Source organism: Sporosarcina luteola (genome assembly GCF_023715245.1).
Classification (GTDB): domain Bacteria; phylum Bacillota; class Bacilli; order Bacillales_A; family Planococcaceae; genus Sporosarcina; species Sporosarcina luteola_C.
In genome coordinates this window covers 1,388,375-1,405,618 of sequence record NZ_JAMBNV010000001.1, presented here as the reverse complement: position 1 = coordinate 1,405,618, position 17,244 = coordinate 1,388,375, and the positions used below count along the sequence as shown (strand labels likewise).

Genomic DNA, 17,244 nt, shown 5'->3' with positions numbered 1-17,244 from the left:
TTACATTGCCGATAATGATTTCCGGAGCTGTATAATTTCCCTGGCCAGCTCCAGTGCCCGGGTATGATCGTTCATTTTTTCCGCTTCTTTTGATTCGTGCATCATCTCTTCAATGCGTCTGATAAGCCGCTGCCTTTTGAGATGTTGGATGCAATCTTCTATTTCTTGTTCAGCAAAGTCGGGATCTCTTTCAAGCATCGCTGCATCCATGACAACCTTGCGCAGCTCCCGATCCTCCAACGACTCCGCGAATCTGTGAAAATCGGGCATGCCGTGCTTTTCATAAAAGCCTGCAAGCCTTATGAAAATCGCAGCATAATTCTCCCGGAGGAATAGTTCCTGGTGGTCATCCCGAATTCTGTCGAATAGATTACCGTCATTCAATAGATGGCATAACAGAAGTCTTTCAGCCCGGTCGATGCCCGACATCTTCCGGTTGGTAACTGCCATTGGTATGGCTTGTCCTTCCGGTTGCATAGCTTTCTGCTGCTTTGCCTGCTTACCGACCTTCTTCATCAGTTGTTCGTTGAGTGCGCTCGGGGAAACTCCCGTCTCCGCAGTCAATTGCCTGATCATTAAATCCCGTTCAACCGGTGAAATTTTCGGGGCAAGCTCTTCCAAAACTTCATGGATATATTGCAATACATCGTTTTCATGAGATAGATTTTTGGATCTTTTATAATAAGCCATTATAAATGACATATACGAGTGTGGATTTCCAATCACCTTATCAGCGAACGATTCACCGCCAAATTTTGAAATATATTCATCTGGGTCCATTTTTCCCGGTAATAAAGCAATTTTCGCATCCATTCCTTTTTGAGTGGAAAGGACAGCAAAACGTTTCGCTGCATCCCATCCTGCATTGTCGCCATCACAGCAAATGATCAACTGGTTAGCAATGCGTTTCATTTTGGTCAGGTGGGTGTCAGACAAGGATGTACCCATAACTGCAACACTATTCATGATTCCCGCACGTTCAGCGGCAATCGTATCCATAAAACCTTCGAACAGTATTACTTTACCCGTTTTACGGACATTAAGACGTGCGTTGTGAAAATTATAGAGCAATTGACTTTTCTCGAAAATTGGCGTTTCCGGGCTGTTCAAGTATTTAGCTTCCTCTTTGGAATCGGATAATGTCCTCCCAGAGAAAGCAACTACATTTCCATTATCGTCATGTAGTGGAAACATAATACGTCCGCGGAACCTATCAAAATACCCAGTTCCATCATTTTTCATAATACAAAGTCCCGCAAGCTCCATCTCCTTCATATCAAACTTTTTGCGTACTAGCAGTTGAGTGAGCACTTCCCGATCGTCAAGCGACCACCCTATACCATACTTTTCGATATGTTCACGGGAAAACCCTCTTTGCTCCAAATAATGTAATGCTTTTTCACCCTCCACAGTATTCAGTAACAAATGACTATAGAAGTTGGCTGCAAGTGTATGGGCCTCAATCATCTGTTGGTGTTCATTTGACCTTCCGCTTCTGGACGCTTCATTGAAGGTGACTGCTAGCTCTATACCTGCCCGCCCGGCCAGCTTGGAGATAGCTTCTGTAAAAGGACTGTTTTCAATATCCATGATGAACGTAATTGCATTTCCTCCAGCACCGCAACCGAAGCAATGAAATATTTGCTTTTCCTCTGAGACGGAAAAAGAAGGGGTGTTCTCCCCATGGAAAGGACATAAGCCGAACCAGTTCCTGCCCCGTTTCGTCAATTGGACATATTCGCCGACAAGATCGACGATATCCGTCTTGGATCGAATCTCTTCGATTGTCTCCTCTGGAATTTTATTCATCCTATCACCATTCTCTTCTCACATACTTGAATTCGAGACAGTATTCATAAATCCTTCTTATTCGACAAAATTATTTCATTATCTAATCTTTTTTTAAGAAATATGATTATAGTGTAGTGACAATATACTATTGTACACAATCCGCAAAAGAAGAACCAACCATTTATTACTGGGTGGTCCTTCTTTTGCGTATATTATGAATTGCGATTGGCAACTTCGGTTAAGATCAGGTTAGCCGTCTCTTCGACAGCCCTGTTTGAAACATCAATGACGGTACAGCCGATTTTTGAGACCACTTTCTCAAAATGCTCCAATTCTTGTTTGATGCGTTCGATTCTCGCATAATTTGCGTCATCCTTCAAGCCTAGCGCTATCAATCTTTCTTTCCTGATAGAATTTAGCACGCTTGGAGAAATAACCAAGCCAAAGCATTTCTTAGGATCTATATTATATAATTCTTCTGGAGGATCAACTTCCGGGACAAGCGGTACGTTCGCCACTTTGTATCGCCTGTGAGCGAGATATTGTGATAGAGGCGTTTTCGATGTACGTGAGACGCCAACTAAAACAATGTCCGCCTTCAAGACGCCTCGAGGATCCCGGCCATCGTCATACTTTACGGCAAATTCGATCGCTTCAATTTTTTTGAAATAATCATCATCCAACTGGCGGACAAGCCCCGGTTCCTCGAAAGGTTTTTCATCAAGGGATGTGCCGATTTCTTTGACGATCGGCCCTAGCAGATCGATGCATTGCAATCCATTGATTTGGCATTCCTCTTTCAATTTCTTCCGCATGCAGCTCTTTACAAGTGTATAGATAATAATTGCATTTTGCCGTTTTGCCAAATAGGCAATTTCCCGCAATTGGGTTTCATCTTCGACATGCGAAAAACGTTTTGTCGATACTGTTTCAAGATCCTGTCTGAATTGGCTAGCCGCTGCCTTGGCAACTAAATCCGCTGTCTCACCGACAGAATCGGAAACGATGAACAATGTCAACTTTCTCATTGTATCACTCCTCTTTCTTTTTGCTCAGAAGGCAACCGCTTATAGTTCATGGTCTTCAGCCAGCGAAAGGAATGCACGGGTAATATTCGTCTTTGTGATTCTTCCCGCCACTTCCAGTCCTTCCTCTTTGATGGTAACGACAGGGAGAGAATCGATTTGTTGTTCAATCATTTTTTTTGCCGCTTGAATAAGGGAGTCCTGTTTCTTGCAATATGTAATATTCGGCATCCTTGTCATAATGACATGTACCGGCATTTTATCCAGTTCGCTTTTGCCAAGACTCGTCCGCAAAAGATCTTTGCGTGATAGAACCCCTGACAGATAAGAGGATTTATCTACGACAAACAACGTACCAACATCATCTAGGAACATTTGACAAATAGCGTCGTAAACAGTCACATTTTCATTGACAACTACAGGTATGGACTGAAAATCACCGACCTTCATGCTATTCATGTCGTCAGCAATGGATTGGGCTGGTTTTTTCCCTGAATAGAAGTAGCCGACACGTGGCCTTGCATCCAAATAGCCTGCCATTGTCAGTATTGCCAAGTCGGGTCTTATAGTGGCTCTTGCCAGACTCAACCTTTCAGCAATCTGTTCACCAGTTATAGGACCATCCATTTTGACAATTTCAAGGATTTCATTCTGGCGCTTATTCAATTCCATATGAATCACCGCCCTAATCGTTCGATAATATATCCTTGCTAAGTATAGCATTTTCCATTCATAATTCCTAACCGGATGCCTTCCTTTCCGTCATAGTAGTCTGCATGAACGACCTGTATAATATATTTGTGGGTGGATTGTAAGATTTAGAGCCTACAACAAAAACATTGATTTCCGTTCCGATTGGACGCTTTCCGCGGGCACGGCTTCAGCCAATCGAACAGCAAAGGGTTCGATTTGCCGTATTTCTGCGTATTTTGCAGAAATTAAGGCATCCTATATCCTGCTCGCAACGCTACGCTTGTGCTCGCAAACGTCGTTCTTCGTAACGACGTTCGCAGGAGTCGCCAATCTGCACTTCAATCAATGGGAATATTTTATAATAGGCTATTTTATTTTATAGAATATGTTGGATATCTCATTAGTATAGAAAAGGTCCTTCCGGGTATTGTTATGCTAACGCACCCGTTAGTTGAATTAGGAATCAATAGAATTTGCTATCTGAACGAGTATTTCAGGGGTTACTTTATCAGATACATCTGCATCAACACTAAACATATATTGCCAATTATCTCTTTCGAAGACTAACATATTAAAACCAAATTTCAGGTCGTCAATATATGTTGCAGTAGTTCCATTTTTCATCTTAAAGACTTTTGATTTATATTTTCCAATTGTAATTTTATGCTGTATAGGTCGAACATCGATTTTGAAATGATGGTCAGGTAATTGGTCACTTATGAATTTGACTTCCAACGTATCGTTTATCTCGCCATCCAGATTACTAAACCTACCAAAGTAATGAGTAAAGCTAATTGGGGGTACTCTTGTCGGTAATTTAAGATCCTGGTTCAAATGATGTTCAAAATCGTTTACTGCAGCAGCCACCGATTTGTACCCTATTTCAGGAAATAATTCCTCAAAAGATTTAGGAGTATCGTTCCGTTTTGCATTTACTGTTCCAACATACAACCCGTAAATGAATACACCAAATAGAACCAAAACCAATAGGAGAGGTTTACTTTTATCCAATTTCATCATCCTAAATTATATTTAGGTTTAGTTTATCCTGTTCAGTTACAATCATTCCTTATTCAACTAAACTGCCCCTTTAGTTGAACAACAACAGACCTAATACTTAAACGTTTTAAAAGAATGACAAGTTCCATTGATTGGTAATAAACAAATTTCTACTATTTTTTTTCTTATGGTCAATGCATTTTTTATTTACAAGGTGCTTTTTGTTGATTGAAGTGCAGAGCGGCGACTCCTGTGGGATCAGCGTGTCAGGTGAGACACCGCAGGCGCACGGTTTTGGCGACGAGGAGGCTCACCGCACGCCCCACGGAAAGCGTACGCTCGGAACGGAAATCAACACGGCTTTGATTTCACTATAAAAATGAAAATAACAGGCTATATGGAATGAGAATGGCAATATGGATTGCAGAGAATGTGGAAGCGTGCTACACTAATACAGAAATCAATAGGCGGAGATAGGTCAATAAGTAATGCCACCTTGAGCGAACGGGGATAGTGGAAGCCCGTATTGGCATGAAACGGCAACCTGGAGCTATTTACTTTAAGAGGGTTGCTTTGGCGGCCAATCGAGGTGGAACCGCGGGTCATTACGCACTCGTCCTCGGACTTCATGTCCGGGGATGGGTGCTTATTTTAATTGGAGGGATTTTACATGTATTCAATGGAACAGATTGTCAATTTATCAAAACAAAGGGGCTTTGTATTTCCAGGATCGGAAATATACGGCGGCTTGGCGAACACTTGGGATTACGGTCCTCTCGGCATCGCGCTGAAAAATAATATCAAACGTGCTTGGTGGCAGAAATTCGTGCAGGAATCTCCTTATAACGAAGGACTCGATGCTGCGATCCTCATGAACCCGAAAGTATGGGAAGCTTCCGGTCATATCGGGAATTTCAACGACCCAATGATCGATTGCAAAAAATGTAAAACACGTCATCGTGCAGATAAGTTAATCGAAGATGCATTGGATGAAAAGGGCATAGAACTGGTCGTAGATGGCCTGCCATTCGAGAAAATGGAAGAACTTATTCAGGAACATTCTATCGTCTGCCCGACTTGCGGTGCAATGGACTATACGGGAATCCGACAGTTCAATTTGATGTTCAAAACATCACAAGGCGTTACCGATTCATCTGCCAATGAAATCTTCCTGCGTCCAGAAACGGCACAAGGGATTTTCGTCAATTTCAAAAATGTGCAACGGTCCATGCGTAAAAAGATGCCTTTCGGAATCGCGCAGATTGGAAAGAGCTTCCGTAATGAAATCACACCAGGAAACTTCACGTTCCGTACTCGTGAATTTGAACAGATGGAATTGGAATTCTTCTGTAAGCCTGGTGAAGATATGAAATGGTATGAGTATTGGAGAGACTTCTCCGAAAAATGGCTGGTGGACCTTGGTTTGACGGTTGAAAACATGCGCTTGCGTGAGCATAACGCTGACGAGCTTTCCCACTATTCCAAAGGAACAGTGGATATCGAATACAAATTCCCATTCGGATGGGGAGAGCTATGGGGCATTGCGAACCGTACAGATTTCGATTTGTCTCGACATATGGAACATTCCGGTGAAGACTTCCATTATCAAGATCCAGTTACGAACGAAAAATATATCCCTTATTGCATTGAGCCATCTCTCGGTGCGGATCGCGTAACTCTCGCATTCCTATGCGATGCTTTTGATGAAGAAGTGCTTGAGGGAGACGACAAACGGACTGTCATGCGTTTCCACCCTGCACTTGCGCCTATTAAAGCGGCTGTCCTTCCGTTGTCCAAAAAGCTATCGGAAGGTGCTGAAGAGGTCTATGCTGAACTGCGCAAGCATTTTGCGACACAATATGACGATTCCCAATCCATTGGTAGACGTTACCGCAGACAGGATGAAATCGGGACTCCATTCTGCATCACATACGATTTCGACTCGGAGGAAGATCGCCAAGTGACAGTAAGGCACCGCGATTCCATGGAACAAGTTCGTATGCCGATTGCGGATGTAAAGGAGTACATCGAAAAACATCTCGAATTTTAACTTAATTCAGCTGAATTAAGTTAAAGCCTCCGGCAGATGTCACGGATTTTCAGGGGAGTTTATCGAGCCTAGCTCGATAAAAATTTGGATGCAATTACGCCAAAGCTTAATTGATTTACAAAAAACCGGAAGAGAAAGGTCATTCACCTTTCTCTTCCGGTTTTTCTTTTTGCGGCAATAGTTCTGGGGTACGCTCCAACTGGTCCAGAAAAGACCGTGACTTCAAGCGGACCCCCACTTGTTCATCGTAAACCGTCCGAACAATTTTTTTCATAAATTGTTTCGTCGCCTTCTTCAGATCCAGGGAACCGACTTGCTGGATCGGAACAGTGAAAAATGTGCGTATCAACCTAAGCTGAGTAGGCGTAATTCTTACAAGATAAGGGTCGATTTGGAAGCATCGATGACAAAGGAATCCAATCTCCTGAAACGAGAAAGCGAATTCCCCTTCCGTCGCTCCGCAATTCGCGCATTGATGAAGCACAGGATGGACACCCGCAACAGGCAGCATCTTCCACTCCACAAATAAAGCAATGGCTTCGGGGTCATATTGCTCGTTGATAGCATGCAACGCTTCATGCAACAACCCAAAGACATTTGAGCCTTGTCCCCGATCTTCTGTCAATCGGTCGATGAGTTCCACTATGTAACTGGCATAAGCCGTCGCTTCTAGATTCTCCCTGATATGCCTCATCGAATCAATTGGTTCGCCCTGTTCCAACGTCCCCATTCCGCGCCCCGTTCTAAGAAGATAATATCCGTGTGTAAACGTCTGGGTAACGGCTGCTAAACGACTCGCAGGTTTTTTTGCTCCCCGTGCCATCGCAGTCATTTTTCCCGCCTCTCGTGTATAGAGAGTGACAATTTTGTTCGCTTCGCCGTATGGAATGCTCTTGAGGATGATCCCTTCCCATTTATTCAGCAAGGACATCACTCCTCATTAATATTCGTCTTCGCGGAATCCGAATTCTCTAAGTTGTCCCGGTTTATTGCGCCAATCCTTCTGCACTTTCACCCAGAGCTCCAGGTAAACTTTCGAACCTAATAGCATTTCGATGTCATGCCTTGCCTTCGTTCCGATTTCTTTCAACAGGGCGCCTTTTTTACCTATGACAATCCCTTTTTGAGAATCACGATCGACGATAATAGTGGCTGCCACGTCAACAAGTCCGCGGCTTTCATCCCTTTCGATCTTTTCAATGACGACAGCGACGGAATGCGGAATTTCTTCTCGGGTCAAATGCAGTACTTTTTCCCGTATAAATTCAGAAATAATGAAGCGTTCAGGGTGGTCCGTCACTTGGTCATCCGGATAGTATTTCGGTCCTTCCGGCAAGTACTTGGCCAATGTTTCCATTAATCTTTCGACATTATTGCCATTCAATGCGGATAAGGGAACGACTTCTGCAAAGTCATATTCCTTAGTGTAAGATGTTATTGTCGTCAATAGATCATCTGGATGGACGAGATCGATTTTATTGATCACTAGGAAAACAGGTGTTTCCGTATTCTGCAATAAATCGATGATGAACCTGTCCCCTCCGCCAATCGGTTCATTGGCATTCACCATGAACATGATGACATCGACTTCCTTCAACGTATTTCGTGCCGACTTCACCATGAAATCCCCTAGCTTATGCTTCGGTTTATGAATTCCGGGCGTATCGATGAATACCAGCTGAGAGTTGTCCGTAGTAACAACTCCTTGCACTTTGTTCCTGGTCGTTTGCGGTTTATCACTCATGATTGCAATCTTCTGACCTACAACGCGGTTCAAAAATGTTGATTTGCCAACATTTGGCCGGCCGATGATCGATATGAAGCCTGACTTGAAATTATTGTTGTCCTTCTGCATATTTAAGATCCTCCTTGGAAAACGCACCCGGTAATAATTCCCTTACAGTCGTCTCCAACACTTTACCGTTCAAATTCGTTAAATAGACAGGCATGTCGCTATCGCAGAATTCAGCGATCACTTGTCTGCATGCGCCGCATGGTGAAATCGGGCCTTCCGTATCGCCTGTCACCGCCAATGCCTTGAAGTCAGTGATTCCTTCTGAAACTGCTTTAAAGAATGCGGTCCTTTCCGCACAATTTGTCATGCTATAAGCTGAGTTCTCGATATTGCAGCCATGATACACTTTCCCATCACCGGTTAAAAGCGCCGCTCCGACGGGAAATTTTGAATATGGCACATATGCCTTTTCACGTGCTGTTTTTGCTTCTTCCATCAATTTCACTTTATCCATAATTACACCTCTACGTAAATTTTTATGAGAACCATTTCGGTATGAAAATAATCAGACCAATGATAGCGGAGAAAAATGCGAATATCAAAACGGCTCCTGAAGCAAGATCTTTCGCCTGTCCTGCAAGCGGATGAATCTCTTCCGTAACGAGGTCGATAGTGCGTTCAATCGCCGTATTGATCAATTCCAAAGCGGTAACCCAGCCGAACATAATGAAGATGATGCACCACTCTGTCGCAGTGAGGCCTGTTAAAACACCTGCAGTCGTCACGACAGCAATAGCAAGTACATGGAACCTGAAGTTCCTTTCAGTCTGAAAGCCATGCCGGATCCCCTTGAACGCATAATAAAAGGACTTGAAGAAAGGGTGCATTCCTTACTTACCTTTCAAGGCCGAAAGAAGCGAGGATTTCTTTTTGCCTTCCGAACATCCTCTTTTCATCTTCTTCCGTCATATGGTCATATCCAAGTAGATGGAGGAACCCGTGCAATGCAAGAAAACCGATTTCCCGCTTATTATCATGGCCGTATTCAGCTGACTGACGCGCTGCTGTCTCGATAGAAATGAGAATGTCCCCAAGAACTACCGGCATGCCTTCTTCCTGTACAATTGCGACTTCCCCTTCCGCCATCTCCTCTAATGCAAATGAAATGACATCGGTCGCTTTGTCTTTACCTCTGTATTCAGCATTTATTTTCCTGATTTCATCATCCGTCATGAAAGTGACGGACACTTCAGGATGATCAGATAGCCCCTCCATTGCGGCAGCATGGTTCAATAAACTTTCTACCAGTCGGGTAATATCTTCGGTAACGTTTCCCGTTTCATCATTAAAATAAATATCCAGCATTCTTTCGCCTTCCTTCCGATCAGTCCGGATACTCGATCCGGCTATGAAAAATGCCGTTCAACGTTTCGCAGATGACATTTTCAATCGTTTTTAATTCCTTCATCGACAAGTCGCATTCATCGAATTGCCCATCATTCAGTTTGGAAGTGATAATTGATTTTACCAATTTGGCGATTCTTTCCGGAGTAGGCTCCTTCAATGAACGCACTGCTGCTTCCACACTATCCGCAATTGAAATAATAGCAATTTCTTTCGACTGAGGTTTTGGACCGGGATACCGGAAGTCATCCTCCACTACATCCTGTCCCATTTCCTTCGCCTTTACAAAGAAAAACTTTAAAAAACTTGTTCCATGATGCTGTCTTGCAATATTGATGATTTCAATCGGCATTTTATGCTTGGCAAGCAGGTCAGCCCCGTCATTTGCATGGGCAATAATGATATCACGACTTTTTTCCGGCGGCAATTCATCATGCGGGTTCACAGTGCCATGTTGATTCTCGATGAAAAATCCCGGCCGTATCGTCTTCCCGATATCATGATAATAACTGCCTACCCTCGCCAACAATCCATCCGCGCCTACTGATTCACAAGCAGCATCTGCCAAATTAGCGACCATGACACTATGGTGATATGTACCTGGTGTTTCGGTGAGCACTTTTTTCAATAGCGGATGATTTGGATTTGATAACTCAATCAGCCTCATGTCAGAAAGCAAGCCGAAAGCGGATTCAAAAAAGGGCATCAACCCTATTGTCAAGGCACCCGAAATGACTCCCGAAGCCAATGCGGCAATTAAATAAAATAGCAACTCGGACAGCTCATACGATGATTGTGTCATCAACAAATAGAAACCTATGAAAAGAATATTAGAAGCTGCAACAAAAAGGCTTGTCCGTAATATATTCGATCTTCTTCCATTGTCCCCTAAGACATAGATACTAATGATTGCGCTGAACAAAATATACAGAGCGACTTCCATCTGCATGATTGCGGCGAAACCTTCCTGCAACATAATACCTGCCGTCGAAGCTGTGATGATTGTCAACATGAAAGCAAGTCTTTCATTCGTAAGTAATTTTGCTAGAAGGGGTGCTAGTGCTGTCGGAAATAGAAAAGCGACCTGCACATCGAACTCTCTGTCAATCAAACTGATAAGCTTCATCATGATTACGAGAATGAAAAAGATGGAATAGATGATCAACAATGCTTTCTTTTTCTTGTTATTGTCTTCCTGCCACGTAACAAAATGCATAAAAACAATGATTGATATAAAAATCACATACATGATGAGACCCGCCATAGGTTTGGTGGAGGATTGATTCTTCAATAGCCCAGTCAATTCCAACTGTCTATAAATTTCGGAGTCGATGAATTGTCCTTCCCGCACGATGACTTGTCCTTGTAGGATCCTCGTAGGCTCAACCGCATTTTTTTCTTCTTCAATTCGTTTGTCCGTCAATCCTTTGTTGATTGTTTCCGTTTCGACGACTAATGATCTGCCAAGGGTGATTAGCGTCTGCAGTTCCGCAGGAGGAATTGCTTCGGATAATCGTAGCTTCCTTTCCACTTCGTATCGGACTGTGGACAGATCACCTGTCCGTACAGGTTTGGACAGCTCTTCAGTGATGATACTTGCAATAGCACTCTGGATTTTCTGCAAGACTGGTATATCCCTAGACAACAGGCTCGCAATTGCATCATCGGTCAGACGAAGGCCCGGCTCCTCTTCCTCTAATTTTAAAAACTTTTCCCTTATTTCCTTGATTTGCTCCGCACGTGTTTTCACTACTTTATCTGGATCTTCGACGTCGGGGGTGTTTTGCTGTTTCTCCTCAATGATGAAATCAAATAAGTTAATGGCAATGGCCGCTCTATTCTTTGCAACATCCTCATTGAACTGGTAAAACGGTGTCACTTCGGATTCGATTCTCCGTTTTTCCTGCTCCGTCTTAACAGTGTCTTCAACTGTTTTCAATGATCGAATCGTTTTCGGAGATATTTTGAATTCATGGAGCTCATATGTCTCCTGCTTTACATTGCCGTGCATTAGCGAAAATAATGCGATAGCTGCCAATCCAATGATGAATAATGATAAGTATTTGAATTTCAAGGATTTGAAAAGATTTCTGATCAGTGTAAACATAAACAATCCCCCCTTTCCCTCTTTATCTGATCATCCTATTTTGACATGATGAAAGAGCAGTCATTTTAGGATGACTGCTCACTTTCATATGCTTCGATGATTTTCGCAACAATTGGATGTCGGACGACGTCACCCTGCTCCAAGTATTGAAAATGGATTTCAGAGACATTTTTCAAAATCGCTTCGGAGGCGTTCAACCCTGATTCAACTCCCCGCGGCAAATCGATTTGAGTCTTGTCTCCAGTAATCACCATTTTGGAACCAAATCCGAGACGTGTCAAAAACATTTTCATTTGAGCCTTTGTTGTATTCTGAGCTTCATCAAGGATGACAAATGCATCATCAAGCGTACGACCCCTCATATACGCCAGGGGAGCGATTTCAATCACTCCGCGCTCCATGAGCCGTTCTGTATGTTCCGCGCCTAGAACGTCGTGCAGGGCATCATAGAGTGGACGCAGATAAGGATCCACCTTCTCTTTTAGATCGCCCGGCAAGAAGCCAAGACTTTCACCGGCCTCGACGGCAGGCCGCGTTAAAATGATTCTTTTCACGGATCCTGACTTCATTGCTTGAACAGCAAGAACGACTGCAAGGTATGTCTTTCCAGTTCCGGCTGGCCCTATGCAGAAAACAAGGTCATTCTTTCGGATGGCATGGATATATTCACGCTGGCCGATCGTCTTTGCACGAATTGCCTTCCCTTTTGCAGTCCTTGCTATCTCCTCGTCGTATAACTCGGCGAAGTATTCAATCGTTCCGTTTTTCACCATTTCAATTGCAGTGGAAATATCACGTAAATTGATATTGATGCCTTTACGGATCACTTTCAATAATTGCTCAAGGAGAAACTTCCCTGCAATGATATCCTGTTCTTCCCCGGCCAGTGAAATTGTATCACCCCGGGTGAGGATGGAAATACTCATGGACTCTTCAATCAATTTCATATTTTGGTCGGAAATGCCTAGAAGCATGACGGCCTCGTTCGGCTCTTCGATATGAAGTTGTATCAGTTGTTCGCTCAATAGTTTCAGTCTCCTTGGGATAACGGTCTTTTTATCGCTATATTCTCATTGATTAAAAATAATATTGTCCCCTCAACTGTATCATTTCCAAACGTCAAGTGTAAAATGTTTTCATCTTTTATTATCAGATCGGATTGAGTTTCCGTTAATATTTTGTATTTTAGCAACGGGATGATGACATCTTGCTCCATGCCTTCGGTCAAGTCGAATTGGTCCAGACGATCTTCCCGGTACCTTTCAGTCTGTATGAACGATTGTAGCTTCGGCATTCTTCCATCCATCCATACAATGGGAGATCTCCAATGAATAATCACATTCTCCTCTCCAAGCAGATGGTAATCAACTTTTTTAGGGATCTTAAAAGAATATTCCAACCAAAAATCAGCATACACCGAACCTTCCGCCCCTACAACTGTCTTTTTACTTCCTTGCTCCAGTATGCCTGTCGCCAGCAAATCTCCTTTTTTCACAGTTTGATGTACGCGCGCGACCCTTTCTCCCCTGCTTAATTGAAATCCTGTAATAACCCCCCCAGTGCGTGCGACTAAATCTGAAGGTGGGCCGGATTTTTCAATACTGTCATTCAATTTCGGGGAGAGCATCGGGATAACTGTCAATGTGCTTCCCGACCTTTTAAATCGCACCCAGGAGAGTGATGGATCCTCTACCATGAGCGATCTTCGGATTTCCCCTTCATCCGGAATCAAGTGAAGCGGCCGGAATAAGGTGATCGAAGTCTCCTCCAATTTGTTGCCGATCCGTTCAGATACTTCAGGCACGTCGGTTTCAATTTCAATTTTCCACAGAAATAAGGATGCAATAAGTGGAATGATGCACGCAATAAGAAAACGGAAGGACGTGAATACCCTTTTCTCTACGGTACCTTCATCCGCAGTTTTGATAGTCACTTTCATTTTGAAACGGCGCCTATGTTTCCTAATGACTTGAATTCCTTTTTTATCGGTGCGAAACCGGATTCCTTTTCCTGATTCCATTACTCCGGACATCTTCACGCCGTAGCCTACAAGGAATGACAGGAACCTGGCCGGATCCGTTTTACCGGTGAGGACAACGCTGTACCGTTTATGAATCATAGAAATCCTGTCCATTTTTCATTTCTTTGATAATAACAGCAGTTATCGTTTCAAAAGAGAATACTGCCAACTCTTCCGACAATGTTTCGACGATTAAATCCTCCCCCGTCGCCTCGATGATATGGTCCCCACTTCGGATCACTGCATAGTCAGGTCCCAGTTTCACTAAGGAATAAGGGCCTGTGATCCTGACCGAAACAAATTCTTCAATCGTAACAGATGAGTTCATTTTAAATAATTTTTTCAAGATAAAACCCCCTATCCAAGCCTATGATTTGGATAGGGGGTCAATGATTATTGTTTTGATTTAGGAGGCCCCAAAATTTCAGAGAAGATGATGCCCTTGATCAAGTCTTGTTCACTTGTCGGAATCATCTCGTGATTTTCGACAGATTCTCTCGAAATTACGCTGTCTTGATGGGCCGATAATCGGCCACGATGCGTTTTTTCACGAGTTGATGTCCTATCATGCTTTTCTGCATGAACCGGCACTGTTTTTGCACCGTCCCGTCTTTTCACTTCTTTCACCTCGGAAGGCAGTGAAATGACCTGGGGTGGTTTGCGCTCTAATGACTGCCTGCTCGGAGGCTCATCAATCTCAGTTTGAAATTCTCGTTGGATATCCTTGTACATCTCCTGGGTCATCTCTTTCAGCTTCCGCATTGGGTCAGGAGAACCCGTCTGCGCGGTTGGTTGTCTTCTCTGCGTCTTCGTTGCATCTTCCGGCTTTTTACCTTTGAAGAGCATACTGATGATTCCGAGGACGACAAAAATTAGTATTTCCATCTGTGCATCCCCTTTCCGGGAACTTTATGCTCAAACGTCAATCTTTTGTAGTATCCGGTTTTTGCTGATCTACACCAATTTTACTGATGGATTCCCGCATACCTGTGTCAGCCTGGATATTTTTATAGTTCATATAGTCCATGATGCCAATGTTGCCTGTTCGAAGCGCTTCAGCCATTGCAAGAGGAACTTCAGCCTCTGCTCCGACAACTTTCGCGCGCATCTCTTGGACTTTGGCTTTCATTTCTTGTTCATTCGCCACAGCCATCGCACGTCGCTCTTCCGCTTTCGCTTGGGCAATGTTCTTATCAGCCTGCGCCTGTTCAGTTTGAAGTTCTGCACCGATGTTTTTACCGATATCAACGTCAGCGATATCGATGGATAGGATTTCAAAAGCCGTACCGGAGTCAAGCCCCTTCGACAAGACAGTTTGGGATATCAAATCCGGATTTTCCAAAACTTTTGCATGGTCAATCGATGCACCGATTGTTGAAATGATCCCTTCCCCGACACGCGCTACAATAGTTTCTTCGCCAGCACCACCGACGAGGCGGTCTATGTTGGCACGCACTGTTATTCGAGCTTTCGCTTTCACTTCAATTCCGTTCAACGCAACACCGGCGATGAATGGTGTCTCAATCACTTTCGGGTTAACCGACATTTGTACCGCTTCAAGAACGTCACGCCCGGCAAGATCGATAGCAGCCGCACGCTCAAATGTTAGTTCAATATTCGCACGATGTGCAGCGATCAATGCATTGACAACGCGGTCAACATTACCACCAGCCAAGTAATGACTCTCTAGCTGGTTGATGCCAACATTTAGACCGGCTTTATGAGCCTTGATCAACGGGTTGACGACTCTGCTCGGGATTACCCGGCGGAGACGCATACCGATCAACGTGAAAATGCTTACACGTACACCTGCCGCTAATGCGGATATCCAGAGTGTTACTGGTACAAGTGTGAAAAATACTGACAGAATAATTATGGCTCCGATAATGATTGCTATCGTCACAATCATACCTCCAGTTCCAGCTGCAAAAATTGCTTCCATTATTCATTTTCCCCCTTTTCTTCGAATTCCCGAACGACTATCCGGGATCCTTCAACCTTCACAATGATAACATGTTTCCCTCTATCGATGTAGCTTCCTTGAGAAACGACATCGATCCGCTCACCTTCCATATCTATCGTACCCGAAGGACGGAGTGGCGTGATTGTAACCGCCTTCTTTCCGAGCAATTCAACCCGGTTGATATTCGACACATAACCGCTTTCCGTGTCAGTCGAATCCATCAAGACGACTTTGTTCAGCAAATGCAATTTCCTACCGAAAAACTTCATAATGATCACCATCCCGCTGACGGCCACTGCAATCGCGATCATGACGGAATATGCCATGAACATCGGATTGCCCCCCGCCAAAATGATACTTACAACGATAGCGACCGCTCCAAGAAGGCCAGCTATCCCACCCGCCAAGAAAAATTCAAGTATGATAAGGACAATTCCGATAATGAACAATATCAATGTTTCATACCCGGCTAGACCCGCAATGAGATGTCCGAAAAAGAACAGCAGCAATGATGAGAGCGCCATTGTGCCTGCAACTCCGAAACCTGGCGAATATAGCTCCACCACAAGTCCCAGACCCGCGATCGACAACAGAATTGGCACGACGATCGGATGTGTCACAAACCGTGCGATGCCTTCGGTAAACGTCACATTAGTCTTCACGATTTCAGCATTTTCCAAACCATTCAACTTCAGAACTTCCTCTAAGGACGAAACCGTTCCTTCGCTATAACGGACGTTAGGCTCTGCCGCCTCGCTTGCAGTCAATGTCAATAACTGACCTTTTCCTGCTCGGTACTCTTTCATCTCGATAGACGGTTCTGCCATCGCTTCCGCATACTTCGGATTACGATTATGCGTTTCTGCAGCACTTATCATTTCGGCTACCCAAAGGCTGTGCGCCTTAACATCAACGGCATTTCCAGTTGTTCCTTCTACCGCTTGGGCTGCACCGATTTTGCCATTCGGAGACATATAAATCTTGTCAGCATGAAGTGCGATGTATGCCCCAGCGGAAATTGCTTTGTAGTTGATATAGGCAATAATTTCAGGATCAGTCTCATCCATCAGCTTCCCGATTTCCCCTGCTGCGTCTGTAAATCCACCATTGGTATTGATTTCAAGGATGATTGCTTTTGCCCCTGCTTCTTCCGCTTCAGCGAAGGATCTCTTCAAATACGCATATAGACCCTTCTCCACAGCTGCGTCAATTTTTACGTGATAGACTTTCTCAGCAGCCGCATCGGACTGAGCAAAAGGGATTGAAATCGCAGATAAGAATAAAATGAACAGGAGAAACTTCCCAATCATTTTACGCATTCGTTCATTCACCTCTTTCTATATAACCAGTATACCTTCTATACGTATTGTATTGTTAAAAGGTTTCAATTTAAACAGTACAAAAACCGGAAGATCCAAAGGATTTTCCGGTTTCATTCATAAACATACTTATTGTTG

The 17,244-nt window shown here is 43.8% G+C and carries 17 protein-coding genes; 1 reads left to right on the top strand and 16 read right to left on the bottom strand.

The genetic code is table 11. The annotated features are described in order from the left end of the window. From dnaG to M3152_RS06555, 4 genes are all read right to left on the bottom strand, one after another. Entirely contained in the window at window positions 1-1,809 is a 1,809-nt protein-coding gene (gene dnaG / locus M3152_RS06570) for a DNA primase (RefSeq protein ID WP_251694383.1), read from the bottom strand. Between the two features lie 194 nt (window positions 1,810-2,003). Further along, the gene (locus M3152_RS06565; RefSeq protein ID WP_251694382.1) at window positions 2,004-2,819 is read right to left on the bottom strand and encodes a pyruvate, water dikinase regulatory protein; all 816 of its coding nucleotides are present in this window, start codon (window positions 2,817-2,819) and stop codon (window positions 2,004-2,006) included. A 39-nt stretch (window positions 2,820-2,858) separates the two neighbouring features. Continuing rightward, window positions 2,859-3,488: a helix-turn-helix transcriptional regulator gene (locus M3152_RS06560; RefSeq protein ID WP_285846962.1), complete on the bottom strand. Its 630-nt coding sequence runs from the start codon at window positions 3,486-3,488 to the stop codon at window positions 2,859-2,861. Between the two features lie 477 nt (window positions 3,489-3,965). Next, the gene (locus M3152_RS06555; RefSeq protein ID WP_435371928.1) at window positions 3,966-4,526 is read right to left on the bottom strand and encodes a hypothetical protein; all 561 of its coding nucleotides are present in this window, start codon (window positions 4,524-4,526) and stop codon (window positions 3,966-3,968) included. 652 nt (window positions 4,527-5,178) lie between these two features. Here M3152_RS06555 and M3152_RS06550 point away from each other — a divergent pair. Further along, a complete protein-coding gene (locus M3152_RS06550; protein WP_251694379.1) occupies window positions 5,179-6,558 on the top strand; it encodes a glycine--tRNA ligase in 1,380 nt (459 codons plus the stop codon). 139 nt (window positions 6,559-6,697) lie between these two features. On the opposite strand, the gene recO is transcribed toward M3152_RS06550, so the two are convergent. The 12 genes from recO to M3152_RS06490 form a co-directional block, all read right to left on the bottom strand. After that, window positions 6,698-7,483, bottom strand: a complete 786-nt coding sequence (gene recO, locus M3152_RS06545; RefSeq protein ID WP_251694378.1) for a DNA repair protein RecO — start codon at window positions 7,481-7,483, stop codon at window positions 6,698-6,700. Window positions 7,484-7,498: 15 nt separating this feature from the next. Beyond that, window positions 7,499-8,413 (bottom strand): GTPase Era, encoded by a 915-nt coding sequence (era, locus tag M3152_RS06540; RefSeq protein ID WP_251694377.1) that lies wholly within the window; start codon window positions 8,411-8,413, stop codon window positions 7,499-7,501. Further along, complete coding sequence (locus tag M3152_RS06535) at window positions 8,394-8,807, bottom strand: cytidine deaminase (protein ID WP_251694376.1); 414 nt, start codon at window positions 8,805-8,807, stop codon at window positions 8,394-8,396. Before M3152_RS06535 ends, era begins: the two co-directional genes overlap by 20 nt. A 22-nt stretch (window positions 8,808-8,829) precedes the next feature. After that, window positions 8,830-9,180, bottom strand: coding sequence for a diacylglycerol kinase family protein (locus M3152_RS06530; RefSeq protein ID WP_251694375.1), 351 nt, complete (start codon window positions 9,178-9,180; stop codon window positions 8,830-8,832). A gap of 7 nt (window positions 9,181-9,187) precedes the next feature. Further along, on the bottom strand, window positions 9,188-9,658 hold the full coding sequence (gene ybeY / locus M3152_RS06525; protein ID WP_251694374.1) for an rRNA maturation RNase YbeY: 471 nt from the start codon (window positions 9,656-9,658) through the stop codon (window positions 9,188-9,190). A gap of 19 nt (window positions 9,659-9,677) precedes the next feature. Next, window positions 9,678-11,804 carry an HD family phosphohydrolase gene (locus tag M3152_RS06520; protein ID WP_251694373.1) on the bottom strand — a complete coding sequence of 709 codons (2,127 nt, stop codon included), beginning with the start codon at window positions 11,802-11,804 and terminating at the stop codon, window positions 9,678-9,680. Between the two features lie 65 nt (window positions 11,805-11,869). Further along, complete coding sequence (locus tag M3152_RS06515; protein ID WP_251694372.1) at window positions 11,870-12,829, bottom strand: PhoH family protein; 960 nt, start codon at window positions 12,827-12,829, stop codon at window positions 11,870-11,872. A gap of 5 nt (window positions 12,830-12,834) precedes the next feature. Continuing rightward, window positions 12,835-13,923 carry a sporulation protein YqfD gene (locus tag M3152_RS06510; protein WP_251694371.1) on the bottom strand — a complete coding sequence of 363 codons (1,089 nt, stop codon included), beginning with the start codon at window positions 13,921-13,923 and terminating at the stop codon, window positions 12,835-12,837. After that, window positions 13,913-14,170 (bottom strand): hypothetical protein, encoded by a 258-nt coding sequence (locus M3152_RS06505; RefSeq protein ID WP_251694370.1) that lies wholly within the window; start codon window positions 14,168-14,170, stop codon window positions 13,913-13,915. Before M3152_RS06505 ends, M3152_RS06510 begins: the two co-directional genes overlap by 11 nt. A 47-nt stretch (window positions 14,171-14,217) precedes the next feature. Continuing rightward, window positions 14,218-14,709, bottom strand: coding sequence for a hypothetical protein (locus M3152_RS06500; protein ID WP_251694369.1), 492 nt, complete (start codon window positions 14,707-14,709; stop codon window positions 14,218-14,220). Between the two features lie 37 nt (window positions 14,710-14,746). Continuing rightward, window positions 14,747-15,733, bottom strand: coding sequence for a flotillin-like protein FloA (floA, locus tag M3152_RS06495; RefSeq protein WP_251695261.1), 987 nt, complete (start codon window positions 15,731-15,733; stop codon window positions 14,747-14,749). A 32-nt stretch (window positions 15,734-15,765) separates the two neighbouring features. After that, window positions 15,766-17,106, bottom strand: a complete 1,341-nt coding sequence (locus M3152_RS06490; RefSeq protein WP_251694368.1) for an NfeD family protein — start codon at window positions 17,104-17,106, stop codon at window positions 15,766-15,768. Window positions 17,107-17,244: the final 138 nt, after the last annotated feature.